The sequence below is a fragment of the Neptunicella plasticusilytica genome (assembly GCF_047922965.1).
Lineage (GTDB): Bacteria > Pseudomonadota > Gammaproteobacteria > Enterobacterales > Alteromonadaceae > Neptunicella > Neptunicella plasticusilytica.
Genome location: NZ_CP150481.1, coordinates 1,902,010 through 1,928,812, shown reverse-complemented (window position 1 = coordinate 1,928,812; position 26,803 = coordinate 1,902,010). Strand labels below are relative to the sequence as shown.

The following is a 26,803-nucleotide window of genomic DNA, read 5'->3' as shown; positions in this document are numbered from 1 at the left end:
AACGCTATAGAGTTATGAATAATTCTGGAGCAAAACTGTAGGTAATGAACTCAAACCCAACCGCCATCCACAATAATAGACTGTGCGGTCAGCATCCGACTGTCGTCGGCCGCTAAAAACAACGCCGTATTGGCTATATCATTCGGCTGCAGTGTTTGTTTTAAGCATTGATTATTATGGATATTCTTCATGTTGTCGGCATCCAGCCAACAGGACAACTGCTTGTCCGTCATGACCCAACCCGGGATAAGCGTATTAACTCTAATCTCGTCCTGACCATGATGACGGGCCAGAGTACGGGTTAACCCTTCAATGGCCGCTTTGGCAGTGGTATAAGCTGGCATAAAATCCTGTTTTACCCGCCAACTGATTGAGCCCATATTAATAATACTGCCTCCTCCGCTGCGCTTCATTTGCGGCACAACGGCTTGGGCAGCGAAAAAACAGGGACGTAAATTGACTGCCATACGCTCATCCCAGTATTCAACTGACAGGGTTTCAGTATCATGGCGGGTATCATCGGCCGCATTATTAATCAGTACCGAAATATCACCGAAAGCCGCGTTTGCCTGTTCAATACTGTTCAGCAACTGATCGACGTCGCGGATATCACAGTGGATAAACTGTAATTCATAGCCATGTTCTGCCAACAATTTCTGGCAAAGCGCTTCACCGGCCTGATCATCAATATCGATGAACGTTACGCGCGCGCGTTGGCGGCAAAAACGGGCAACCAGTGTAGCACCGATGCCTGTTGCACCACCGGTAATAAAGACGTGCCTGGCTTTCAAGCTCGGGTATTGCGTGTCGCTTATCGCGTTTTCAGACATATAAACTCAATATTATTAACAAGATTTTGAAGCACTTTGCAGCAGTTCAATTGTTACCCAACCATTCCGTTTTTATATTATTTGGCTTTTTTACTGGCGATTTCGGCTTCAATAAAAGACATAGCTTCATCAATCAAATAATGGATCATATTTCTGGCCCGCTCTGGCTGCCTGCTACGGATAGCCTGATAAACTTTATTGTGTTCATCCACAATGCTGTCAATACTGCCTTTGGCTGGTGTCGTATGCTGGATACTGACATTTAGCGCGGTACTGATAAAATCCCTGAGCTGGAAGAAAAACCGGTTACGGCTAGCAAATAAAATACTGGTGTGGAAAGCTAAATCTGCATCGTGGAAACTTTTTTCCGGATCCTTGGCCGACGCTTTCATGCCTTCCAGCGCCTCACCTATTTTGGCAATGTCCTCATCAGTAGCATATTCGGCCGCCAACGCAGCCGCTTGCGGCTCAATAGCCATGCGCATCTGCAAAAACTCTTTCAGTACCAGTAACGAAGGACTGCTTTCCAGCATCCACTTTAACACGCTGGTATCATACAAATTCCAATTGGATGATGGCTCTACCTGAATACCTTTGCGCGGTCTGGAGGAAATAAGTCCTTTGGCTGCGAGCATTTTTACTGCTTCTCTGATAGCGGTACGACTAATGCCGTACTCTTCACAGAGCTTGGCCTCAGTGGGTAAGCCGGTGTCACAGGTATAGTGTCCACCAATAATCGCCTGCCCCAACTCATTGGTGACTCGCTGAGACAGGTTCAGATTCTCGATCCGCGCCATAGTAATTCCTTAAAATACAAGCATGTTATTATACTACCACGAATTTTATATCGGTAGGTCAAGGGTTTAACCTACATAATACGTTTAAATGACGCTGTATATCCAGAGTTGATGCAATTAAAAATCAATTATTCATATCACGCAAAATAACATTCCAGCAAATAATTTTAACTCCGAGTTAACAAACTACTTTTCGCCACAACTATTATACTATAATATGTTATTTTAATAATAATAAACCGCATCAATGTAACTGCCTTAACAGCGCAGTTAAAGGGGTTTTGATGCTTTTGTGGGACATAAAACATGGTTGAATTAAGTGCGTTAGATTGGTTGGTGCTAGGCGGATTTTTTGTCTTGCTCATTGGCGTTGTGTGGATGTCGATGCGACAAAGGGAGAAAGACACCGCAGACTATTTTCTGGCAGGCAGAAATGCCGGTTGGTTGGTGATTGGGGCCTCGATTTTTGCTTCAAACATTGGTTCGGAGCATCTGGTGGGATTATCCGGCGCCGGAGCACAATCAGGTATGGCCATGGCGCACTGGGAGTTGCAATCCTGGATCATTCTGTTGCTCGGCTGGGTGTTTGTGCCCTTCTACTGGAGCAGCAAAGTTTACACCATGCCTGAGTTTCTGGAACGTCGTTATAATCCGGCCTCACGCACTTTTCTGTCGGTTATTTCACTAGTCAGCTATGTACTCACCAAAGTGGCAGTTACTGTATATGCTGGCGGGATAGCGTTTAAAACCATTCTGGGCATCGATACCATCTGGGGTATCGATTTTTTCTGGATCTCTGCGGTAGGACTGGTGTTAATCACCGGTTTGTATACGGTCTTGGGTGGCATGAAAGCCATTATGTGGACCTCCGTTTTGCAAACCCCGGTGCTGATTATCGGTTCGGTGGTTATTTTAGTGGTTGGTTTAGATAAAGTCGGCGGTTGGGCAGAAGTCGAGCGCCTGAATGACGCCAATATGCATTTAATCCGCGCTGCAACTGATAGCGAATTCCCCTGGCCCGGTGTAATTTTCGGCTCCTTTATCATCGGTTTTTGGTATTGGTGTACGGATCAGTATATTGTGCAACGTGTACTATCGGCCAAAGGCATTAAAGAAGCCCGTCGTGGCACCATGTTTGCCGGCTATTTAAAATTACTTCCGGTGTTTATTTTTCTGGTTCCCGGCATGATTGCCTACGCGCTGAATGCCAAAGGGATTATTCATTATGACAGTGCCGATCAGGCCTTCCCGACGCTAGTCTCGGAATTGCTTCCTTCCGGTGTGAAAGGCATAGTGATTGGAGGTCTGGTAGCCGCATTGATGAGTTCACTGGCGTCATTGTTTAATTCTTCCGCCACCTTGTTTACCATCGATTTTTATAAAAAATTCAAGCCTGAGTCCACCGAACTGCACCTGCTTAGAGTGGGCCGCATCGCCACTATCGTGATTGTATTGCTGGGCCTGCTATGGATCCCGGTGATGAGCCTGATTGCCGATGTGTTATATGAATATCTGCAAAGTGTTCAGTCATTGATTGCACCGGGTATTGCGGCGGTGTTCTTCCTGGGACTTATCAGTAAACGTATCACCGCCTCGGCCGGCTATATCGGCTTAGTATCTGGTTTTATTATGGGTATGATCAGGTTGGTGTTGTTGCCGTTCCGCGAAGATATAAAAGGCACCTCATTTGCCTGGATAACCGATATGAACTGGCTGTACTTCTGTATTCTGCTGTTTGTACTGGTTTCAGTCATTATGGTCGTGGTAAGTATGTTCACTAAACAATGTGATGATGAAAAACTGCAAGGCCTGACTTTTGGCAGTATCAGCAAATCACAATGGTCCGAAATGCGCGCCGGACTGGATAAATGGGATTACATCCATACCGCCGGTATTCTGGCGATTACCGCTTTTATCTACGTTCGATTCTGGTAATTAAATAGTTCCACTGTCGAGGGCGGTTTCCTGTTGTATAGGAGCCGCCCTCTTTTTATTTGCCTGACAGCCGTCATGGCAAGTTTGTTATTCAACAATGAACTGTTTTAATATCTGTGACTATTTTATTCAATAATTGTTAAGGGCAGTTTGCCAATGTTGTTGTGCTAAATTGATTCTTTCTCAACACAAAACCAATAAGTCCAATGGCAAATAAAACCAGACTGCCAGGTTCTGGAACATCGCTTGTAGTTACCGTGATCTCCCACCCTTGAAGTGAGCCAACGTCGGCCCCTAAATTATCGTAAACATATAGTGACCATAATCCATTTGCGGTTGTTCCATTGAAAGCATCAAGCGTCAAACCGAAAGTAGCGGGAATAGCATAATGGTCAAACCCAAACGGAGATACTTGGTATGTCCCTGAAGTGATAGGAGAAAACTCCTCAAAAACAGCGCTGGCCTGGTCATCAAAGGTTATATTCACAAGTTGTATACTAAAATACGATCCCGTATCCCCCATAAGGTACACACCCACTCCAGCAGGATTCACCAGACCTATATTTAAATCCTCCGGATAAGTATGTGTCAAACCGACAAGCTTGACATTAACATCGGTCACGATGCCATCAAGCCCTGCAATATCAATCGAAGTTGGGAATTCCGACGCAGGGCCTGAAGTGCGCTCTTCCGGAGATGCGCCCGGCCCTGGATCTCGCGGAATCGACAGATATTGGTCACTCACATAGGTGTTGGTGATCAAGCCTGCACTGGCCATATTGGCGAAACTGTTTAATACCCAAAGCACAACAATAAGCGTAGTTCTGAATCCAATTTTCATATCCGGTCCTCTCGTCCATTTTCCGATAAGCTTGTTAAATAAAATTAGACCTGACTAATATTAGTTAACAAATAATAATAATTACAAAATTCCCTTAGCGGACTACCAGGCGAGTAGTTCAAACCTTAATTGCGCGGCTGTTAATCTCCTTGTTCATTATTAAAAACCGGAAAGCCTTTTTCATCCCACTCCAAAACTCGCGCCCGGGCATGGCGATTGGGATCCGTCAGTGGCGTGCCTTTTAACTGCCGATAATCACGGCTGTGGTAAATCATTAAATCGGTTTTGCCGTCTTCGGCTACAACAAAACTATTATGCCCCGGCCCGTAGCGATGAATATCGGTCTGAGTGGTAAAGACCGGCTGGGGTGATTTATGCCAGCTTGCCGGGTTAAGTAAGTCAGCATCTTCATCTGCCCATAATAACCCCATGGCATAACGATCATCGGTGGCACTGGCCGAATAAGTCATAAAAAACCTGCCATGGCGCTGAATAACCGCAGCGCCCTCGTTCACCTTATAGCCTAGTCGTTCCCAACCCAATAATGGTTCGGTAATAGTTACGACCGGTTCTTTGATGCTTGTCGGCAAATCCATTTGCGCAATTAACAGCGCCGAGTTATAGGTATGGTCGGCATCCATTTGTGCCCAGACTAAAAAGCGTTTATCAGCTTGAGTAAAAGTGGTGGCATCCAGTGAAAAACTGTCCCAGGGCGTTTTAATCTGCCCTTCTTCTTTCCAACTGCCTTGTGCCGGATTAGCATTGGGATTCGACAGCACATACATGCGAATGCTGAAAGGTTTGGCTTTATCTCCAGCAGCAAAATAGATGTACCAGATACCATCAATTTGATGTAGCTCCGGAGCCCAGATATTCACGCTCATCGGCCCCGCATCACGCTTTTGCCATATAACTTTGGGTTGTACCGCTTTGAGTTCATTAATATGACAAGACTGGCGGATTTCGATTTGATCAAACTTGGGGGAAGTAGCAATAAAATGATAGCAACCGATATTAACATCACGTACCAAAAACGGGTCAGCGCGCTGTACCACAATCGGATTGTCGATATGCAACTCCGCCATCGCTGATGAAGCCGCCAATCCAGTTATTAGCGTCAATAAACATCGTTGTTTCAATTTAGCTAACAGGTTGTTTGACATATCAAATGTACTCCCTAAAAAGTCGATATAAATAACATCTTAATTATTAATATTGTATTATATTAATGTTAGAATAATTACAACTTCTGCATTATTGTAATGGATGACTGTTACAACCAACATCATTGGAATTGCGCGCCGGCGCATAAGTACGGCCAACAGAGGAGCAGTTGCAAGGATGAGGGGTGTAGCCATTCCTTTGCACCAAAGGATTTTTAATGAATAGACAATATATAACCGCTCTAATCACAACGCTGTTAATCTGTGCGGGCTGTAATGCCAAGCAGGTAGAAGTTCATGATCCGGTCATGACTAAAATGGGTGATACTTATTACGTGTTTAGTACCGGCCCCGGTATTACCTATTATCAGTCCAAAGACCTGACTCACTGGCAGTTAGTTGGCCGTGTATTTGAAGACCAGCCCAGTTGGGCCAAAAGTGTTTCCCCGAGCTTTAATGACCATATCTGGGCACCGGATGTTTACCAAAAAAATGGGCTGTTTTATGTCTATTATTCAATATCGGCCTTCGGTAAAAACACCTCGGCCATAGGAGTCACGGTTAACAAGTCACTCGATCCCAGTTCGCCCGATTATGAATGGCAAGACCAAGGCATTGTGGTGCAATCAGTGCCAAACCGTGATGACTGGAACGCCATTGATCCGGCCATTATTGAAGATGAAAAAGGCAATATCTGGATGAGCTTTGGCTCATTCTGGTCAGGCTTAAAACTGGTTAAACTGGATGATTCGCTTACCCGCCCTGCAGAGCCACAACAATGGTATAACCTTGCCAGCCGCCCGGAAGATCCGGTGGGCGCTATTGAAGCCCCTTACATATTTAACAAAAACGATTACTACTATTTGTTTGTCTCGTTCGATTTCTGCTGCCGCCGCATGGATAGCACCTACAAAATCATGGTCGGTCGTTCTAAATCCGTTACTGGGCCTTATTTGGATAAAGATGGCAAAGACATGCTTCAAGGGGGTGGTAGCTTGGTATTAAAAGGCAATAAAGACTGGATCGCACTTGGGCATAATGCGGCTTATACCTTTGATAGCAAAGACTATCTGGTCTTTCACGCTTATGAAACCGCTGATAATGGCATCCAGAAACTGCGCATCTTGCCCATGACATGGAAAAATGACTGGCCCGTGGTAAACCCGGATGATTTAAACCATTTTACTACGGAACTGCAAAAGTAATACGATTTTCTAACGCGGCAGATAAACCAGTGGATTCCCGCCTTCGCGGGAATGACGCTCAACCAAATTACGCTTTATCTGCCGACAATAAATTCAGCGCATCGGCTAACCTAACGTGCTCTAGCAATAAATCCGGTGTCTAAACATCTTCAACGCCGCGACCACAAAGCAAAACCCTGCCCCCAGATAAAAGGTTGCTGACGTATAGGGTTCTGCCTGCAACGCCGGAGCGCCAAATACGATAAATATCCCTCCAACAATCAACAGAGTGTTAATTTCAACTTTGTGAGTTTTGATAGTGCAATCTTTTTTAACGGCATGTTGTTCTGCCATGATAATCTCCTGTTGTAACTCCGAAATATCAAGTTCAAACACGGAGGCAAGGCATTTAAGCGACTCAATACTGGCTGTATGACCGCTTTCAATGCGTTGTATGGTTCTGACATTTAAACCGGATAACAGAGCTAACTGTTGCTGGGAAAAATGGCGACTGTTGCGTAACGCTTTTAAACTCATGCCCACCTCGATGCTATCAATATGCAGCAAATTTAACCGAGTCGGTGACGAAAGATGCCCGACATTTACCCGACATTTTTAAAATCCGCTTTGTTAAATTTTTGAATCCCCAGAATGATGTAATAAACAACGCCACCGATCACCCCGCTGTACCAGCAAAATTTGTGTATCGCTGCAATTGAAATCCAGCCTAAAAACAGGTTGTCTGTGCTAGAGGGATAAAAAGGCTCGAGATCGGAATGCATCAAGCTATCTAGCAACACATGAGTATAAGTGCCCAAAAAAGCAGACAACAAAGTCACGCGCCAGGATATTTTCACCTGCCATTGACGGTTTAAACCAAGCAGATGCAAGCCTACTTCAGACAGATATTTACCACTAAGCGCTGCGAATAAAGCTAACAACGTGGCACCAATATAAGTATGGCTAAAGCCGTGAAGGTGTCCTTCGCCAGTGAGCGTCACCACTAACGGCTGTATATCCATAACGATCTGCGCCCAGCCAAAAACCATTAGGCTAAAGCTACTTTGCAATACTGCCTTAACGGCGATCCCCGGTCCCATATGCAATGGTGTAAATGGCATAAAGTCTCCGTTTAATACCAGTCCGTAAAAATAACACTTACTTCAACAACCGTATCCCATAGATTCCGCCAGCAATAGAATGTTCACCGGCGACAAATTTCAACTCGTACTTGCCCACCTTGGCTTGCTCTACAATCCGTTGTGGAATGGCATAATCTACCTGATAAAAATCCGCGCCTTTATCGGATGGCAGCGTGACGTCAGCCAACAGTTCACCATTTAGCACAATACTGAAATGCCGCCCACCATCACCACCAAAGTAGCGTAAGCGCAGAGTTTTGGCCTGTAATTCCGGGTCGCGCAATATATAACTAAACCAGTCGCTGCTATCGCGCCAGTGCACACCATGATTCACCCCGGCACGACTGCCCTCAGCGGCAAAATCATGTTCGACTTCAAACTGCTGTTCACCGGGGTTGAGCAGATCAATGGTTTGCGCGGCCAGTTGCTGCTTCTCACGATTTCGCTGTGCAGCTTGCTCAACAAAATCGTCGTATTTGTCCACCGACATTTGTGGCCAATATAGCTGATAACGACTTTCATGAATGCGGAAAAATGGCACTAATAACGCAGATTTAGTTGCCATAGCCTCCTGGCCACCATGCATCCCCTCGCCTATTGCAAAGGATAAATGCGCTCCGGATTGGCGTTTAAGTCCGTTAAGGAATTGTTCAGTATCCCCCACAATCACCGGCAGGGCTTCCGGTGCGCAAGTCGGTCCGCTGGCGACATGTCCCATACGATCATCGCTGGCAAAAAAGGCCAGATTTTCTTGTCCAAACGGGGCGACTTTTTCGGCCAACACCACCGGACCATAGAGTACCGAATAATGATGACTGCCGTCCGGCAAGGCTTCCAAACGTGGCTGAATAGTAAATTCCAGACTAATCACATCACCGGCTCGCCACTGGCGCGTGATGCTAATATAACCTTTATGCTGGGTCGAATCCTGAATGGCTTTACCATTAACCTTAATATTAGCAGCCATATTGCTTAACCACTCAGGCTGGCGAATATTAACCGTCAATGGCTTACGGCTATTTTTTGCAGCCGCCGTTATCGTTAGACTGACCTGATTTTGGTCAGGAAACAAGGTATCTAAGCGCAGCGCTATGCCCTGCTGTTGCCAGTCGAGTTTAGAGGGAATAAACAGGTTAACAAACAATTCATCGTCTTGATGGGCATAGATCAGTTCACCGTATTTACTGTGATTTTCAATCCCCGAGCCGACACAGCACCACATGGAGGTATCCACTTGAGAATAGGTGCGATAGTGTCCTGAACGCATCGGGGTAAAATATACCAAACCACCGCTATCAGGATGCTGCGAAGACAGAATATGGTTGTAAGTCGCGCGTTCGTAGTAGTCCAGATACTGGGTATTAATTGAGTCCTGATACAACATTTTGCTCAGTTTGAGCATATTATAGGTGTTGCAGGTTTCCGGCCCTTCGACTGAGTCCAGCATGGAACTGAAATCATCCGCATCATGAAAATGTTCTCGCACACTGTTGCCACCAATGGATACCGTGCGTTTTTCAGTCACATCGTGCCAAAAGAAATCCGCTGCATCGTGCCAAGCCTGATTATTATCCAGCTCGGAAATGCGTAAATAACCGATGACTTTGGGGATCTGGGTATTGGCATGCAAGCCGTTCAGTTTATCTTCGCCTTTCAGCAACGGTTGTAAAATCAGTTGATGAGAAAAACGTTTAGCCAAGGTCAAATAATGTTTATCACCGGTCATCGCATAAACATCGGCAAAGACTTCGTTCAGCCCACCATGCTCGGCAATTAACATGGTCTGAATTTGCTTATCGGTTAAGTTTTTAACCAGTCCTGCTACCCAATCAGTCAATTCCACTAACATAGTACGAGCCAGTTCACTTTCACCCAACTGATACGCATCACGCAGTCCGGCCAGGGTTTTATGCAAGTTATACCAGGGCACCCAACGATCATTCAGCGAAAATAAATCGGCCTTGATATTGCCCTGGCGAATTTGTTGCCAGGCCGCTTTGCCATTGGGAACACCGCCAATATAACCGTCGCCGTTTTTAAGTTGGGCTTGGCGCAATTGCGCCAGCATATAGGTAAGACGGTCTTCAAGTTGTTTATCGCCGCTGGCGGCATAAGCCAGACTCAACGCACTGAGATAATGCCCACCAATATGACCATCCAGTCCTGAGCTTTCCCAGTTTCCATAGGATTCGGCCTGAGTCGGCAAACCGGCTTCACGCAAATATGGCGCAAGTAATTTGTCCGGCTGCATGGCCAGGATATAGTCAATATTGGTTTGCTGTGCGTGCTTAAACGGACTATCGGTTAGATGCACCTGAGATAGGGGAAATAGTTCGACAGACTTTACCTGACTCGACAAGGCGAGACAGCACAGAAGTATCCCCAAAAACCTTGTTGGACGGACAAAGCGGTTAACAAACGCGGTCATAATATCTCCTGATAATTCTTAATTCGGGTAAAGCCTGTGTTGTTAACTGGTGATGTCATATTGATCGGATGTTTTTTTATGGCTATAACAACCAAGGCCAATAGAATATCGACCGAAAGAACTGCGAAATATATCTGCACCGGCTCACCCGTACCGCAACTTGCCACCAGCGAAACCATTTGAATTTACAATCGCGTAAAGTGATCTGGCACTGGCAACCATGAATTATATATTTACATTTAATAGCAGCGGCAATCAATAAAGCCTGCCACTACTATTATTTGTTACTTACTTAAGCTGAGCTACCAGCACCGATTTTGGCGGTAAATTGAAGCCTAGTTTCCCCTTGCTGGCCGTTGCTTTAAAACTGACTGGTTTGACGGTGTCCGGCGAGTCAAAGGTATTGTGCGCATCCATTTTGTCAGCACTGAGGATTTGCCCTTCAATCATCTTATACTGACCGCCAATTTCGATATTTTCAGATTTGCTTGGGTCTGTATTAACCAAAGTGATCCAGGTTTTACCGTCTGTGCCTGTGGCGGCACTGGCACTGACTTTAGGAACCGCATAGTCACCCAACTTGTATTCCGGATTGTTGGCTAACGACACCGGCAAATAGGTCGCATCCTGAAACGGTTTATGCATTAGGAATACATAATAGGTCGGTGTCAGGATCATCTTGTCTTTATCGGTAAGAATCATCGTCTGTAGTACGTTTACCATTTGCGCAATAATCGTCATTTGTACCCGCTCAGCATGTTGATGGAATACATTGAAGTTAAGTGCAGCAACGATGGCATCTCGAATACTGTTTTGCTGATACAGGAATCCTGGATCGCCTTCGGTAACGTCATACCATGTGCCCCATTCATCCACATAAAAGCCGAGCTTTTTCTCAGGATCATTCTTATCCAGAATGGCCAGATTTTTCTCCAGAATTTCTTCCATGTGCAGAGTACGCGACATGGTCGAGGCCCACTCTTCTTCAGGGAAATCTAATGCACTGCCTTTTTTCTCCCAGACTCCGGTAGGGAGTGTGTAGTAGTGATGGCTTATCGCATTTATACGATAGGCAAAAACAGGTTCCAGACTAGATAATTTCTCTGTCCATTCAGTTCTGTCATCTGTACCACCACTGGCAATCAAAATAGGCGTATTGTCAGCAGGTGTTTTTAGAAAGCTCGCGTACTGTTTATACAAATGACTGTAAAATTCTGGCGTCATGCTACCACCACAACCCCAGGCTTCATTACCAACGGCAAAATATTTGATATTCCAAGGCTTATCACGACCATTTTCGCGACGTAAATTGGCTAAGGTGGAGTCACTATCCGAGGTCATGTATTCAAGCCATTGTGCCATTTCTGCCGGGGATCCGGTGCCCAGATTACCATTAACATAAGCATCAGCGCCCAACATTTCAGCAAATTGCAGAAACTCATGGGTGCCAAAACTGTTGGGCTCTATAACACCTCCCCAGTTGGTGTTAACCCCTTTAGGACGCTGATCTCTTGGCCCAATACCGTCCCGCCAGTGATATTCGTCAGCAAAACAGCCTCCTGGCCATCTTAACAAAGGCACCTTAAGATCCTTTAACGCCTGTAAAACGTCATTACGATAGCCGTTGGTATTAGCAATAGCGCTGTCTTCGCCCACCCAGATCCCTTCATAAATACCCCGGCCCAAATGTTCCATAAACTGACCATAAATATCTTTGTTGATCTTGGCGCCAGGATGACTAACGTCCAATGTTACCTTGGTATTCGCCAGCACCAGAGGCGATAGCAATAGTAGTCCAGCGACTATGGGTTGATATAAGTATTTCAGTTTCATTCAACTTCTCTCCTGATTGTTGCAGTTCCAGCATTCAATAATGATTGTTTTAAGCAAAGTACAGACAATTCTGTGCGGATGTAAGCGCAATGTTAAATAACATAACTAGTATGATAATAATATTTAACATTGACCATTTTTTATAGTGCTAATATCCCCCCAGATACAGATTAAAACGGCATAGGGTTATGGCAATCCTGCGCCAACAAGGGAAAGAATATGCGAATAAAATCATTAAGTTACATAGTTACCGCGCTGGCATTTCTGGCTATTTGGGCTCCTTCAGTTTGCGCAGCGCATAAAGTAAAACAATTCAAAAATATTACTTGGGCAAAACCCAAAGGCTTTGCATTAACTGCTGATATTTATGTGCCGGATAATGGCAATCACAATATGCCAACCTTGATTGTTTACCATGGTGGTGGCTGGTTACTAAACACCAAGGAGATAATGTCTGATCTAGCCCATTACATCGCTGCCAACGCCAATATTGTGGTGGTCAATAGCAATTATCGAACCTTGGCCAGTCTCGACAATACCACCACTGCCAACGAAATTGTTGAAGATGCAATGGGCGCTGTATTGTGGGTTAAACACAATATTCAACAATACGATGGTGATCCAGCCCGAGTAGCCGTCACTGGCGACAGTGCCGGTGGTCATTTGGCGGCCATGGTCACACTGGCCGGACGCCAGTTAGAAAGCGACGGTTTTAGTGGCAACACATTAGGTTTTACGCCTAGCTACCTGCCGGCAGGCAAAACAGCTGAACAAATTGCCAAGCAGGATGGCATGGCAGTGCAAGCCGCTATCCTGAGTTATGCCGGTTTTGATTTATATGCGTCTGCAAAAAATGGCTTTGAATCAGCCGGTAACCCGTTTTGGAAATGGGCTAACGCAACCCCCAGAGGGTTATTCGGTGCAAAAATTAACGTCGCGGATAATCCCGATTATTATCAGGCGGTTTCGCCCAATCAATACATTGTTGAGCAAAATACTTATCCGTTACCTCCACAGTTTGTACTGGTAGGCAGCGAAGACACTCTTACCACCCCCCAATCGGCACAAAATTACGTAGATACCCTTAAAAAGGCTGGCCAACCTGTGACTTTCAAGATCATTGAAGGCAGAACTCATGGCTTTTTGGATAGTGGCTGTCCCACTTATTCAAGTGGTTGCTTTAGTGAATTAGCCTTCCCGGCAGTCACTGACATGATCGATTTTTTGAATAAAGAACTAGCTCCGGCCGCAAACTAACTGGCTCACACGGCGCGATAGAGCAATGGTGAAATTCATTCCACCGACAATCTAAACCTGGGCGTTAATTGCATTTGGCATAGGAGAAAATCATGAAAAATTCTTTTTTACCCATATCACGAAGAAGATTATTGCAAGGCACTATTGCATTGGCAGGTAGCCAAGTGTTGCCCGTTTTTGGCATGAACAATAGCAATATCAAGGCGACTATTGACTCAGGCCACACCTTTCCCGCCATTTCACCTTATATTTATGGTGGTTTTATCGAGCACATCGGTAATTTGATCAATCACAGCTTATGGAGTGAAGTGCTAGACGATCGAAAATTCTACTTTGGTGTATTGGAGCAAGCAGAACAAAAACCCGCAGACAGACGTGCGGCAATGAGTTTTGTTAACAAGTGGACAGTAATAGGTGAAATGTCGGCAATCAGACTGGATACGGATCGTCCCTATGTCGGCGAGCATAGTCCGGTTATCCATCTTGATAGCAATAATTATCGAGGTATCGCCCAAAATGGCCTGGCACTAGCCGGAAATAAGGCCTATCAAGGTCGAATAGTACTGAACAGCAGTGACGTCAAAAAGGTATTAATTACCCTTATTTGGGGGGAAAGCAAGCAACAACGCCAAACGGTAACGGTGAAATCGTCAAAAGACTGGAATACGGTTAACTTCCAGTTTTCACCTGACGCAGATACCACTTCTGGCCGTCTGGAAATCGCTGCTAAAGGCGAAGGTACGTTGCGAGTTGGGGCGGTTTCATTGATGCCTGCCGACAATGTTGGTGGATTTCGTGCCGATACTATTGCACTAATGCGAGAAATGGATTGCAAAATGTTGCGTATGCCCGGCGGTAACTTTATTTCCGCCTATGACTGGAAAAATACCGTCGGCGACCCGGATAAACGTCCACCCATTCTGGATCCGGTCTGGAAAGCCGTTCAACCTAACGACGTTGGCGTAGATGAACTGCTGCAAATGTGTCAACTCATTCAGTGCGAACCCTACTGGTGTGTCAATACGGGGTTTGGTGAGCCTCGCTCCGGGGCTGAATTGGTGGAATATGTCAACGGCGCCAAAAACACCGAATGGGGAGCGAAACGCGCAGCCAACGGACACACTGAACCGTACAAGGTTAAATACTGGAATATTGGTAATGAAATGTATGGACATTGGCAACGTGGGCATATGTCACGGGAACACTATGTCACCAAGCATAATTTATTTGCTGATGCGATGCGTGACGTCGATCCGTCAATTTATATCGTTGCCCCCGGCGGATTTGTGGACGAAATGACCACCGGTCAGGGCATTTTTATCGAAGGACAACCACAGGTTAAAGTGGGGTCGGACAGAGACTGGGCTTACGGCATGCTGGAAGGAAGCTGGGGCAAGTTTGATGCGCTGGCCACTCACGCCTACCCTCCGGAAGGCAAACGTTTCAACCTGGAAACCGGCAAGTTATTTGACGTAGATATGACATTGCTGGAATCAGTTCGTCAGCCACCGGACAGAGTTCGTACCATGGTAGATGCCTGGGAAGAATATAAAAAGGCATTTCCAGCTTTGGAAAAAGGCTCGGTCAAAGTATTTTTTGATGAATGGGCATACCATTTTCAGGATGATCTGAAAGGCGCACTCGCCATCGCACTTACGTTACATGAATTCTATCGTCATACCGACTTTATCGATATGGCCGGTTATACCATGGCAACGGCCTGGATGGACTTTAATCGTACCCAGTCAACCATCAGTACCAAAGGCCGGGTCTTTCAATTATTCAATAAACACTATGGGGTAACGCCTGTGGCGGTAAATGGCAATTCACCTCAACCGGCTCCCCAATACCCGATTGGAGGCGATCAACCCAAAGTCAATTCAGGGAGTGCCACCTATCCTCTGGATGTCTCGGCGTCGCTGAATGAATCTGGTGATACGCTGATCGTATCGGTGATTAACGCGACCCGCAGCACGCATGATCTGGATTTGAATTTGCAGCACTTTAATACCTCCAAACAGGGAACATGCTGGAAATTTACTGGCAAATCCGTTGATGCGAGAAATCAGCTCGGCAAGCCACCTGAAGTACTGACTACAGAGTCAAAATTTGATACGCAAGGCCCGTTGTCAATCGCGCCGCTGAGTGTGGAAATTTACCATTTTAGTGCCGCCTAGCATGAAAAACTATTTTTGCTGCACGGCAACTATTGTTGGCAAACTTGTATTGGCAGGACTTTACACGTCCTGTTTGCTACTTGCAGGGTTGCAGCCGTCTTTTGCCAACACCGACGCTCAAAAGCTATGGTACGACAAGCCTGCATCGCAATGGGAGGAAGCACTACCGGTAGGCAACGGTCGACTGGGCGCCATGGTCTATGGTGGCGTTCCGAACGAAACCATTCAACTGAATGAGGATACCTTCTGGGCTGGTGGTCCGCATAATAACTTAAACCTTAAAGCACTAGATGCACTGCCTGAAATACGTCAGCGACTGAATACCGGTGATTATGCTGGCGCGTCAGATATGGCAGAAAAAGCAATCACCAGTCAGGGTGCCCAGGGCATGCCCTATCAGTCTGCTGGCACACTGCAACTGGACTTTGCCGGACACCGGCACTATAGCCATTACTACCGTGAACTGGATCTGCACAACGCACTGGTCAAGGTTAATTATCAGGTGGGAGAGGTCAGCTATAAACGAGAAATATTCAGTTCGTTAGTAGATAACGTCATAGTTATTCATCTCAGCGCCAGCAAGCCAAACGCAATCAATGTATCTTTATCCTTGTCACATCCCAATTCCATGCCGGTCAACATTGATGCGCGCAATGGCACATTGCTGATGCAAGGAACCTCTCCCGATCATGAGGGTATTAAAGGGCAAGTAAAACTGGCTAATATTGCCAAGGTGATTAACAGCGATGGCAACATTACACAACAAGGCAATAGGCTAACTGTCTCGTCAGCCTCGGAGATACTGATTGCGGTTTCCATTGCCACCAATTTCGTTAACTATGCCGATATCAGTGCCGATGCGCTGAAGCGGGCAGAACAGTATCTGCAGGCAGCACAACACAGGTTAACCTCATCCGAGACAGCTTACCAATCGGCCAAACAGGCGCATAGTCAATTCTATCAACAGTATTTTAACCGGGTATCCCTGGATCTTGGCAGCAACTCGTTTGCGAATGAGCCTACGGATGTACGTATCAGTGAGTTTGCCAAACGTTATGATCCTGCGCTGGTCAGCCTGTATTTTCAGTTTGGTCGATATTTGCTGATTTCATCCTCTCAGCCCGGTACCCAGGCGGCCAATTTGCAAGGGATATGGAACCCCCATTCTCTCCCGCCCTGGGATAGTAAATACACGCTCAATATCAATCTTGAGATGAACTACTGGCCTTCAGAGACAACCCAACTAACGGAATTGAACCAGCCGTTAGTAAAGCTTATTACTGAACTGTCAGAAACAGGCCGGATTGCAGCCAGCAAAATGTATGGTGCTAGAGGCTGGATGGCACACCATAATACCGACATATGGCGTATCAGCGGCGCGGTTGACTGGTCATGGGGCGCTTGGCCTACTAGCAATGCCTGGCTAGTAGAACACCTGTGGCAAAAATATCTATTTTCAGGTGATAAAGGCTATTTAGTGCGTATTTATCCGATAATGAAGGGAGCCTGTGAGTTTTTTGAAGATTTTCTGATCACCGACCAGAAGACCGGCTGGCTAATAGTCTCCCCTTCCATGTCACCGGAAAACGCCCCCAAGATTAGCGGCAAGAAAATAGCCGCTGGAGTAACCCTGGATAACCAGTTACTGTTCGACTTATTCACCCACAGCATCAAAGCCGCCCAGATCCTCAAACTGGATCAACAATCAACATCAAGATGGCAAGCCATCATTGATAAACTGCCGCCCATGCAAATAGGCCGATATCATCAGTTACAGGAATGGATGGACGACTGGGATGATCCGGCTGATCACCATCGTCACGTATCTCATCTGTATGGACTGTATCCAGGCAATCAGATATCCCCTATCCACACCCCGGATTTATTTAACGCGGCACGTGTGACACTGGAACAGCGAGGTGATCCGTCAACCGGTTGGTCAATGAACTGGAAAATCAATTTATGGGCGCGTTTACTTGACGGTAACCGGGCATTAAAACTGATTCAGGATCAGATCCAGCTTGTCACCGATACCTCCGGCGAGTCCGGCGGTACCTATGCCAATATGTTTGATGCCCATCCACCTTTTCAAATAGACGGCAATTTCGGATTCACCTCAGGGGTAGCCGAAATGCTGATGCAAAGTCATGACGGGAGTATCCAGCTTTTGCCTGCTTTGCCCCAAGCATGGCCAGAAGGCAAAGTAACAGGCCTTGTTGCCCGCGGCGGTTTTATCGTCGATATGCAATGGCAACAAGGGAAAGTGACTTACCTAAGAATCACCTCCCGTTTGGGCGGTAATCTGCGCATTGGCAGTTACGCTCCGTTGCCAAAAGCTCAAGGTATTATCACTAATAAGGCTCAAGGCGATAACCCGAACCCTTTTTATCAATTGCCCACGCTTAAAACGCCGTTAAAACACACTAATCTGAATTTGCCCACCCTATCTTTGGCAAATTTATCGCTGATAGATGTTAGTACCCAGGCAGGGCAAAGTTATATCTGGGGTGAATAATAGATTGGCTTGTAACATACAAGCTTGCACTGCTTGCCAATGCAGACAGTGCAATCCTGTTTTATGGGCAAGACTTATACGGCATTCAAGGTTACTTAACCCCAGCTCGGGATAAGCCACGCCTCTCAATAACGCTCTTTTTGCACTTGGCAGCGTTGGGCTTTCTAGTCATAGCCCGCTATGACGTACGAAACCCCGCCTTGCCAGGCACAAAAATATCGTCATTGAGTAAACTATTTATTCAACAATGGTTGAGTGAATAATATAACTATCTGAATTATTTACCCTTTGTAAATATAAACGACATTTCTTATCCCGAGTTGGGGTTACTTAGGTGAACGTAAATGGAATACCTGACACTGGTTAGCTAAATTTGGCCCTTGAGCGATATTAGTGCCATCGGCTAATCCGCAGTTGGCCACATCCATTGCCTGTTTGCTGTAACGATTAACTAAAGTCACTCCTCCACCCGCTACCGGTGTTATCCGCCACTGGGAAGTTTTGGCTTCGCAATTGCCCAGAATCAAGTTGGCGCCGGGTACAATTGCATCGTCTACACTGGCGATACATTGCTGCGGCGCGTCAGCGGGATGTAACTGGAAATAACCGGTATCAGTATGGCTAAATTGCCACTTTTGACAGGTTTGATGCGCCCATGCCTGTTGTTCAATATTGGCGCCTTCTTGGGTACTACAACCAGCCAAACTCAGCGGTTTACCGCTTTGCTGGCTCAATACCACCACCTCACCGCTGGGCTGCAGACGCCATTGATTACAGGCGCTGTCATTACCTTGCTGCAATACCGCCTGATTGACGGAGCCAGAACAACCAGCAATTGCCAAAGGTAATCCTGAATTGCGATTAGTGATCAGCGTATGCCCATCTTCACCTTGGCTCAACTGCCACTGTTGGCAAGCATTGTTTTTCCATGCGGATGACTGCACGCTAGAGTTGGCGGTGGTTTTGCAATCTGCCACTTCCAGAAACTTGCTGTCTTCTGCATTGGCTAAACGATAAAAGCCCTCATCAGTGGCATCCAGTACCCAATGACTATTGTTGAAATTACAGGCGGTTTGCACAGCACGGTTATTTTCAGGATCAGCATGGATATCCAGACACAGATCACTGGTGGCATTGACCAGTGCAAACTGTTGGCCCTGAACGCGCGTAACCAGCGGACCATCTTCACCGGAAGGCGGGGCCACTATCACGCCTGGTGTAACCGGCTTGCCAAAATCAGGCGTACCATCGTCATGCCAGCTAAATTTTTGCGCCCGTAGTGAACGAGTAGAACTGCAGCCATGCTCTACCGACGAGTTACCGTGATACACCAGCCAGTTTTCACTGCCGTCCGGTGAGGTGAAAAAACCGTTATGTCCGGGGCCAAAAACACTGTCGGTACGGGTAAATACCGGTTGCTGGAATTTTTTCCAGTCAGCTGGATTAAGTGGATCTTCGCCTACCAGTTCCAGCATCCCCAGTTTGTAGTCCGGCGTATTGCAGAAACTGGCAGAATAGGTCATAAAGGTACGGCCATTGTGCTGCAGAATTTCAGCGCCTTCGGTAACCTTGCGCCCACTGATTTCCCAGTCCAGTTCCGGGCGAGTTAACACCACATGAGGAGAGTCTGCTTTCAAGCTCCACGGCGTATCCATTTGCACGATAATGTTGCGTTGTTCATCACCCTGCCATTGGGAATAGATCAAATACAGATCTTCTCCCTGCTGTAAGTAGTTGCCATCAATATTCCATGAATCAGGCATCATGGCGCCTTTATATTCATAAGGTCCCATAGGATCGTCACCGGCGCTTTCCAATACGTTCAGATGCTGATGGTCCAGCGTACCGTCCTGCCCTGCGGTATACATCATGTACCAACGATAACCATCGGGACCTTTTAGGCGATGAAATTCAAACGCCCAAAAATTGCAACAACGTTCGGGATCGGTAGCAGACCACACATTTACCGGCGTGGCGTCAGCCAATCCGGCCAGAGTGGGCGACTTACGCATTACCAGTTCGGATGTCCAGGTGGTAGTAGTCAGATAATAATTGCCATCCCAATATTCCAGCCAGGGATCAGCACCATTGGGAAACAATGGGTTAGTAAAGGTGCCTTTAGCATTAATTGTGTGATCTTTTGCTGTTTTGCTGGCGTTATCGGTCGTCGTACAACCGGCTAACACTAATAGCATCAGCAACCCTATCAGCTTTAAGGTACGTGAAATAAAACCTGTCATGATCATTCCCGAATATTTAGTTAAATTGAATAACAAAACCTGCGGCAGCGCCCACGTTGACCGTTAACTTGCCACTTTTTATCTGTGTCTGGCTAAATGAACGCGGTTTGTCGCCATCACTAATTAATGTGCCGCTACGCTGACCAATAAAATCCAGGTCTAAAGTCAGCCGTTTGTCTGTTTGTTCTCCATTAACGCCTGCCACGTACCATCTTTTCCCGCTGCGACGGGCTATCACCGCCAGTTTGCCCGGGAACCCCTGAATAAAACGGCTTTCATCCCACTGCCCTGGCAGGTTTTGCAGATAGTTTTTTACATAGTCAGGCACCTGTTGCATTTGCTCGGGTGTGGTCACCAAATGTTGAATACCGGAAATAAACAGCACCGGTAAGGCTAATTGAAAGCCGTTAGTGGTTTTACGCTCAATATTAGGAATATCGCCCAACACCATCGGGGTAAAATCCATTGGGTCAAACAGGTTGCGGGTGTACGGCAACATGGCAACATGGGTTGCTTCGTTGTTAGCCACATCCTGCGAGAAGGTAATCATCTCCAGACCTTTAATCGCTTCGGCTGTCATAAAGTTGGGAAAGGTACGCTGAAGACCACGAGGCAGTGAAGCGCCATGGAAATTAACCAGTAATTTATAGGTTGCCGCATCTTGCAGAATATCGCGGTAATACTGCATGACCGAGGCACCGTCACCGGGGAAAAAGTCGATTTTCACGCCCTTAATCCCCATTTTTTGCAGCTTGCTAAACTCTGCTACCCGCGACTTATGGGTCAGTAATGCACTTTTAGGACTATAAACCGTTTTATTCCAGTCACCTGACGAGTTGTACCACAGTAATAAGCCGACGTTTTTCGTCGCCGCATAATCGGCCAGTTCGGTAATTTTCTGATAACCGATTTTCTGATCCCAGTCCGCATCCACCAGCACATAAGGCCAATGCATATCCGCTGCGTAATCAATAAAACGCTTCTGTACCGGATAAACCGTAGCATCGTCTTTTAACAATCCCCAACTCCAGGCAGCAATACCCGGTTTGACAAAATCAGTGTTGGATAACTGATTAGGCAGAGCTAAATCGCTACCCAGTGTAGAATTGGTCACTGTGGCTAAATCGCCCACCACCACCAGTCGCCACGGCGTACTGTAAGGTAATGTGACATGGGGTAAGTGTTGCCCCGGCGTGACCGTTTCGGCACCATCCGGAAAGCGTATCCGGTACAGTCCGTCTTGACTGTTTTGAGCTAGATTAGTGCCGCTGTAGCGACCATCCATGCCTGTCTCGGACAAGGCTATCCAGGTATCCTTGTATTTAAACAAGGCCGGGAATACCCAACCAGCCTGAGTAGGTGATGGTGTTCCCACCGCGATGTCCTGCGCGTAGTTTTCTTCATAGGAGGGATTAGTATTACTCCAGCCGGTTTGTGCATCGGCTTTAAATTGCAGCCAGGCGCGAGTTTGCGCAAAGAAGTGAAAACCGCTTAATTCAGCCGTAACGGTATGAAGTTTACTGTTTTGCCCATTCAGCTCATAGCGAAAGGCTAGCCCGTCATTAGACATCCGCAAAACAACGCTAATAGGCTGTTGTTGCACGTTGACAAAATCAAAACGTTGTTGGCTGGCCTGATAATGGATCTGTTTCTGTTTCCCCGTCCACATGCGGTAATGCTCATCTATGGGTTGAACGGATGATGCCGACACAAAACTCAGATCCGTTTTAAAGTGGCGATTATCCAGTTCAATGCCCAGCGGTGAAGGTTGTAAAATGGCTTGTTGGTCACGGAATAGTTGATAACTCAGTTGTCCATCCTCTGAGAGCGACACCCTGACCTGTAATTTTTTATCTGGACTTGCAAGCTCTGACTGCCAGGCAGCTTGTAAACTAAATGACAACAGACAAATAAAAAGTAACAGCGCCTTTTGCATGGGATCTCCTTGAATTTGCATGGCAATCTGCCGAATTCACGGCAGATCGCTGAAACGGGATTTAGCTTAATTGTTGCGAAGTAGTCAAAAACCGGTAGCTGATCCGGGTTTGATAAGTCTCTCCCGGTAACAAGGTAGTCGAAGGGAAATTACTATGATTGGGGGAATCGGGATAATGCTGGGGCTCCAGACAAAAACCGCTGCGATGAGCAAAAGTCCGACCTTTACCGCTGAGGCTACCATCCAGAAAATTACCTGAATAAAACTGCACTGCCGGTTCTTCTGAGTGCACTTCCAGAATGCGTCCGGAGGTGGGTTCAACCACTCTTGCGGCTAACGACATTTCACCCTTGCCCTTGTCCGCCAATACAAAATTATGATCATATCCCAAACCATAAGCCAATTGCTGATTGTCCTCGTTAATCTGCTTACCTATTGCCTTGAGCTGTCTGAAATCAAACGGCGTGTTGGCGACATCAGTCAGTTCACCGGTGGGGATAAGGCCCTTATCTACCGGTGTGATGCTATCGGCTTTAATCATTAACTGATGATCAACAATAGTGCCCTTACCGGCCAGATTAAAATAACTGTGCTGGGTCAGATTAACGATAGTCGGCTTATCCGTAGTGGCGTTAAAGCGAATATCCAGTTCATCTTCATTGGTCAGTTCATAAACGACTTCGGTGGTGAGCTTACCCGGATAGCCCTGATCACCATCGGGACTAACCAGACTCATCACCACCCCGGCGCTATGTTCGGTTACAAATGGCGCCATCTTCCAGACTTTTTTATCAAAGCCCTGCACGCCGCCGTGTAAATGATTTTCACCGTCATTAGTATCCAGCTGATAGGTTTTGCCCTGTAAACTGAATTTACCTTTGGCGATCCGGTTGCCATAGCGACCAATTAACGCACCGAAATAGGGGCTGGATTTCACATAGCTATCCAGATCATCCAGGCCCAGAACGATGTCGGTAAACTGGCCATTTTTATCGGCGGTCAACAAACGGGTGATAATGCCCCCATAACCAATAATATCGATTTCTATGCCATTGCAGTTACGCAGCTCAACCAGGGTGATTTCAGTACCATCGGCCAAATACCCATAATGATGCTGACGGGTGCTGGGTAAAGTTTTCATATTTGTTTCCTAATTAAATTCAGGCCCGCTGCACGGACGTTAAGGGTGTCAAATCAACACGCGCAGAAGAAGATCGGGACGCATCGAATGCGTTTGATGCTGACCAAAGTTGCCCTTGAGAGTCAAAAGCCAGTCTGGCGGGGCTGTACTGATTTAGCTGACTGATCGCCAATGGTGGTCGGGACTGCCACTGGGTATAGATATTCTCGCTGTCATATTGATGCAGTTGCTGACCAGTGTGATCCAGCGCTGCCAACACGACTCCCTGTCGGGATAGCGTCAATACCGGGCTGGTCAGCCGCAATGAATTATTGGCTGTTGTCAGCCATAACGCCGTACGTTTACCGGTGCGTTGTGTTTTAGCCTCAAAAGGTGTCACGGCAATCATCTCGCCATCGCTTATCAGCGCATAGGTTTCACCCTGCTGATCATTAAACAGTGACAATTCTGTGGCCGCCGCAATCGGGGTAGTACGTTGCAACCGATAAGGTCCATTGAGGTGATCCGAAACCGCCACATACCCCTGCATTGAAGATAGCGACCTGCCACTGCAAAAAGTCAGAAAATACCGTTGTCGGGCTTGATGTAAACGCGGATTAGCCGAGTGACATTGCCCTTCCAGTAACAGGCTGACTGCAGGCTCAAGTTGCAGTTTTATCTGACTGGCACTGAGACTGCCTGCATATTGATGTAACACAATATGCTCGGGTTGATTAGGATGGATGCTGACAATATGGCGATCATGCCCGTTAAACCAGGCCACTGACTGCCATTGTGGGCTACCAACGCCTCCACCAACCCCAAGTGATTCAGGCTGCGCAACTTTCTGGGCTAATGCGGCTGGCAGCAAACTCAAACATGAAGCACCAAGTGCAGTATTGAGCATAAAGTGCCTTCGATGTGAATTAATTCGCTCAGTCGTGGTTTGCGGGAGTGCGCTATTGTGACGTGTACTGCTGTTGGTACTCGTTTTCATTTTATTCACCCATCCAGAACAATTATTATACTTTTATATTATAATTTTACGTTAAGCTGCAAGTCTTAAATGTTGTTAAACCTTATAAAGTCGTTATTTTTTCGATTAATTGACTGTGATTAAACAGGTAAGCGGGAAAAACCTTGTGCATTAATACGGCCATCTTGCACCAGAATACAATCCATTCCGGCCCGGCTTGCAGCTTCAGCACCTATCTGGGTATCTTCAAATACCACACAGTACTGTGGTTCTATACCCATATTACGCGCTACTGTCAGGAAAGTTTCCGGATGAGGTTTGCCATGGGTCACATCAGTAGCTGTCACCAAAGTTTCAACCATATCGAGAAGGCCGGTATCCTGTAGCATTTTTTCTGCATGAGGACGTTCGGCACCAGTGCCTATGCCGATTTTTAATTTGCCACGATAGTGTTTAAGCACATTCACGGTTTCTTCAATAATGGCGGGAGATTCGCCCATCGCTATCCAGAAGTCGCGTTTACGACTCGCCACTTCCTCCGGACTATGATTTAACTGATATTTATCATTGAGAATTTCAGCCGTTTTCTTGGTAGGTACGCCGCCCAGGCCGTGCATATAGTCGTGATCGAAAGGAATACCAAATGCCTCGCAAGCCTGCTGCCAGGCGCGCATATGCGCCCCCATAGAATCAATCAGGGTACCGTCCATATCAAATACAATGCCTTGATATTTGCTTAAATCCAACATTCAGAAAAACCCCTTAACAGTAAATACAGGAAATGCATCACAGGATAGCGCTGTTGCTTGATGGCGGTATACGGCGGCAACCAATAGCGGTTGCCGCCCAAGACATTAAAGTCCCCGGCTTAGATGATAATAAGCCGCGTTTTGGCGTAATTCATTTTTGAATGTACGGATATTGGTATTCTCATCAATAACGACGGTTTCAACACCGGCCATTTCGGCAAAGTCCATCACCATTTCGGTTGTCACAGCCTGACTATATACGTTGTGGTGTGCACCACCGGCGTGGATCCAGGCCGCTGCGGAGGTCGCCAGATTAGGTTTAGGCTCCCATAACGCAGAAGCCACAGGTAAATGCGGCAAATCAGCAGGCGGTGCGACCGTATCCACTTCCGCGATCAAAATCCGGAAACGGTTACCCATATCAATGGGCGATACATTAATGGCCGGTCCCGGTGCTGCAGTAAACAGCAAACGCGCCACATCGCATTTAACCCCGATAGTATGCCGATGCACTTCCAGACTCGGCTTTTTAGCCGCAATCGATGGACAAATTTCCAGCATATGCGCGCCAAGTACCTGATCGGCACCTTCCTGGAAGTTATAAGTGTAATCTTCCATAAAGGAACTGCCGCCCTTACGGCCCTGCCCCATCACCTTCATAATCCTTAGCATGGCCGAGGTTTTCCAGTCACCTTCACCGCCATAACCATAACCTTGTGACATTAACCGCTGGGTAGCTAACCCCGGTAAACCGGTCAGACCGTATAAGTCTTCAAAACAGTTGGTAAAGGCCTTAAAATTACCTTGCTCTAAAAACTGGCGCATGCCCAGTTCCAGCCTGGCTTCATTCACCAGCATCTGGCGCAGTACACTGTCTTTAAGCGTTTCATCGGAAACCACATAATCCTGGGTATACAAGTCCAACTGTGCGTTCACATCGGCATCCGATACCTGATTAACCACTTCGGCTAACGCACCGACACCAAAACCGTGTACTTCGTAACCAAACTGGATCTGCGCCGCCACCTTGTCACCTTCGGTCACTGCGACCTGACGCATATTGTCACCAAAGCGCGCGACTTTAAGCGTTTGACTCTCGGCCCAGCCTAATGCCGCCCGGCACCAGTCATCAATCTGGCTTTGCACGTCAGGATTCTGCCAGTGACCCACCACCACTTTACGCTCGATACGCATACGGGTGCCGATAAAACCGAATTCTCGGCAACCATGAGCACTCTGGTGGGTGTTCATGTAATTCATGTTGATCTCTGACCAGGGTAATTTTGCATTGAACTGCGTATGCAGATGCATAAAAGGTTTGCGCAATTCGTTTAACCCGGCAATCCACATTTTGGCCGGCGAAAACGTGTGCATCCACAGAATAAGTCCCACGCAATTTTCATCCGCGTTAGCTTGCTGGCAAACGCGATGAATTTCTTGCGGGCTTTTGACAGTAGGTTTACACAGGATATCGACCGGAAACTGACCTGATTGATTAAAACCGGCAACAATCGCCTTGCTGTCCTCAGCAACAGTAGCCAGTACTTTGGGTCCGTAAAGATCTTGCGAGCCGGTAACAAACCAAACTTCTTTATTGGCGACTTTATTCATAAATTCCTCTTAAACTTTTGATAGTAGCGGCGACAATATTTATAGCCGTTGCAATTTCTAACTGAATCA

Annotated in this window: 19 protein-coding genes; 5 read left to right on the top strand and 14 right to left on the bottom strand. The window is 46.7% G+C overall.

Translation table 11 applies throughout. The features are described 5' to 3' along the window. Positions 1-50: 50 nt before the first annotated feature. A complete protein-coding gene (locus V1467_RS08410; RefSeq protein WP_416308348.1) occupies positions 51-830 on the bottom strand; it encodes an SDR family NAD(P)-dependent oxidoreductase in 780 nt (259 codons plus the stop codon). 77 nt (positions 831-907) lie between these two features. Further along, a complete protein-coding gene (locus V1467_RS08405; protein WP_416308347.1) occupies positions 908-1,627 on the bottom strand; it encodes a FadR/GntR family transcriptional regulator in 720 nt (239 codons plus the stop codon). 306 nt (positions 1,628-1,933) lie between these two features. On the opposite strand from V1467_RS08405, the gene V1467_RS08400 reads away from it, so the two are divergent. Next, positions 1,934-3,562 carry a sodium:solute symporter gene (locus V1467_RS08400; RefSeq protein ID WP_416308346.1) on the top strand — a complete coding sequence of 543 codons (1,629 nt, stop codon included), beginning with the start codon at positions 1,934-1,936 and terminating at the stop codon, positions 3,560-3,562. Between the two features lie 139 nt (positions 3,563-3,701). On the opposite strand, the gene V1467_RS08395 is transcribed toward V1467_RS08400, so the two are convergent. Together V1467_RS08395 and V1467_RS08390 are read right to left on the bottom strand one after the other, a co-directional pair. Beyond that, positions 3,702-4,403: a PEP-CTERM sorting domain-containing protein gene (locus V1467_RS08395; protein ID WP_416308345.1), complete on the bottom strand. Its 702-nt coding sequence runs from the start codon at positions 4,401-4,403 to the stop codon at positions 3,702-3,704. A 140-nt stretch (positions 4,404-4,543) separates the two neighbouring features. Continuing rightward, a complete protein-coding gene (locus tag V1467_RS08390; protein WP_416308344.1) occupies positions 4,544-5,566 on the bottom strand; it encodes a family 43 glycosylhydrolase in 1,023 nt (340 codons plus the stop codon). Between the two features lie 218 nt (positions 5,567-5,784). On the opposite strand from V1467_RS08390, the gene V1467_RS08385 reads away from it, so the two are divergent. Continuing rightward, positions 5,785-6,771, top strand: a complete 987-nt coding sequence (locus V1467_RS08385; RefSeq protein ID WP_416308343.1) for an arabinan endo-1,5-alpha-L-arabinosidase — start codon at positions 5,785-5,787, stop codon at positions 6,769-6,771. Positions 6,772-6,891: 120 nt separating this feature from the next. On the opposite strand, the gene V1467_RS08380 is transcribed toward V1467_RS08385, so the two are convergent. The 4 genes from V1467_RS08380 to V1467_RS08365 all read right to left on the bottom strand — a co-directional run bounded on the left by V1467_RS08380 (position 6,892) and on the right by V1467_RS08365 (position 12,153). Then, the gene (locus V1467_RS08380) at positions 6,892-7,287 is read right to left on the bottom strand and encodes a helix-turn-helix domain-containing protein (RefSeq protein ID WP_416308342.1); all 396 of its coding nucleotides are present in this window, start codon (positions 7,285-7,287) and stop codon (positions 6,892-6,894) included. 65 nt (positions 7,288-7,352) lie between these two features. Continuing rightward, positions 7,353-7,871: a hypothetical protein gene (locus tag V1467_RS08375; RefSeq protein WP_416308341.1), complete on the bottom strand. Its 519-nt coding sequence runs from the start codon at positions 7,869-7,871 to the stop codon at positions 7,353-7,355. Between the two features lie 37 nt (positions 7,872-7,908). Further along, complete coding sequence (locus V1467_RS08370) at positions 7,909-10,320, bottom strand: beta-L-arabinofuranosidase domain-containing protein (protein WP_416308340.1); 2,412 nt, start codon at positions 10,318-10,320, stop codon at positions 7,909-7,911. A gap of 288 nt (positions 10,321-10,608) precedes the next feature. Continuing rightward, the gene (locus V1467_RS08365; RefSeq protein ID WP_416308339.1) at positions 10,609-12,153 is read right to left on the bottom strand and encodes an alpha-N-arabinofuranosidase; all 1,545 of its coding nucleotides are present in this window, start codon (positions 12,151-12,153) and stop codon (positions 10,609-10,611) included. Between the two features lie 219 nt (positions 12,154-12,372). Here V1467_RS08365 and V1467_RS08360 point away from each other — a divergent pair, with 219 nt between their 5' ends. The 3 genes from V1467_RS08360 to V1467_RS08350 all read left to right on the top strand — a co-directional run bounded on the left by V1467_RS08360 (position 12,373) and on the right by V1467_RS08350 (position 18,102). Continuing rightward, positions 12,373-13,410 (top strand): alpha/beta hydrolase, encoded by a 1,038-nt coding sequence (locus V1467_RS08360; protein ID WP_416308338.1) that lies wholly within the window; start codon positions 12,373-12,375, stop codon positions 13,408-13,410. A gap of 92 nt (positions 13,411-13,502) precedes the next feature. Next, complete coding sequence (locus V1467_RS08355; protein ID WP_416308337.1) at positions 13,503-15,587, top strand: alpha-L-arabinofuranosidase C-terminal domain-containing protein; 2,085 nt, start codon at positions 13,503-13,505, stop codon at positions 15,585-15,587. Between the two features lies 1 nt (position 15,588). After that, entirely contained in the window at positions 15,589-18,102 is a 2,514-nt protein-coding gene (locus V1467_RS08350; protein ID WP_416308336.1) for a glycosyl hydrolase family 95 catalytic domain-containing protein, read from the top strand. A 326-nt stretch (positions 18,103-18,428) separates the two neighbouring features. Here V1467_RS08350 and V1467_RS08345 read toward each other — a convergent pair whose 3' ends face one another. From V1467_RS08345 to araA, 6 genes are all read right to left on the bottom strand, one after another. Next, on the bottom strand, positions 18,429-20,342 hold the full coding sequence (locus V1467_RS08345) for a family 43 glycosylhydrolase (RefSeq protein WP_416308335.1): 1,914 nt from the start codon (positions 20,340-20,342) through the stop codon (positions 18,429-18,431). Positions 20,343-20,358: 16 nt separating this feature from the next. After that, positions 20,359-22,299: a glycoside hydrolase family 97 catalytic domain-containing protein gene (locus V1467_RS08340; protein WP_416308334.1), complete on the bottom strand. Its 1,941-nt coding sequence runs from the start codon at positions 22,297-22,299 to the stop codon at positions 20,359-20,361. A 40-nt stretch (positions 22,300-22,339) separates the two neighbouring features. Beyond that, positions 22,340-23,419, bottom strand: coding sequence for an aldose epimerase family protein (locus tag V1467_RS08335; RefSeq protein WP_416308333.1), 1,080 nt, complete (start codon positions 23,417-23,419; stop codon positions 22,340-22,342). A gap of 19 nt (positions 23,420-23,438) precedes the next feature. Beyond that, positions 23,439-24,305, bottom strand: a complete 867-nt coding sequence (locus V1467_RS08330) for a hypothetical protein (protein WP_416308332.1) — start codon at positions 24,303-24,305, stop codon at positions 23,439-23,441. A gap of 209 nt (positions 24,306-24,514) precedes the next feature. Next, positions 24,515-25,123, bottom strand: coding sequence for an HAD family hydrolase (locus tag V1467_RS08325; RefSeq protein WP_416308331.1), 609 nt, complete (start codon positions 25,121-25,123; stop codon positions 24,515-24,517). 105 nt (positions 25,124-25,228) lie between these two features. Next, positions 25,229-26,734 carry an L-arabinose isomerase gene (gene araA / locus V1467_RS08320; RefSeq protein WP_416308330.1) on the bottom strand — a complete coding sequence of 502 codons (1,506 nt, stop codon included), beginning with the start codon at positions 26,732-26,734 and terminating at the stop codon, positions 25,229-25,231. Positions 26,735-26,803: the final 69 nt, after the last annotated feature.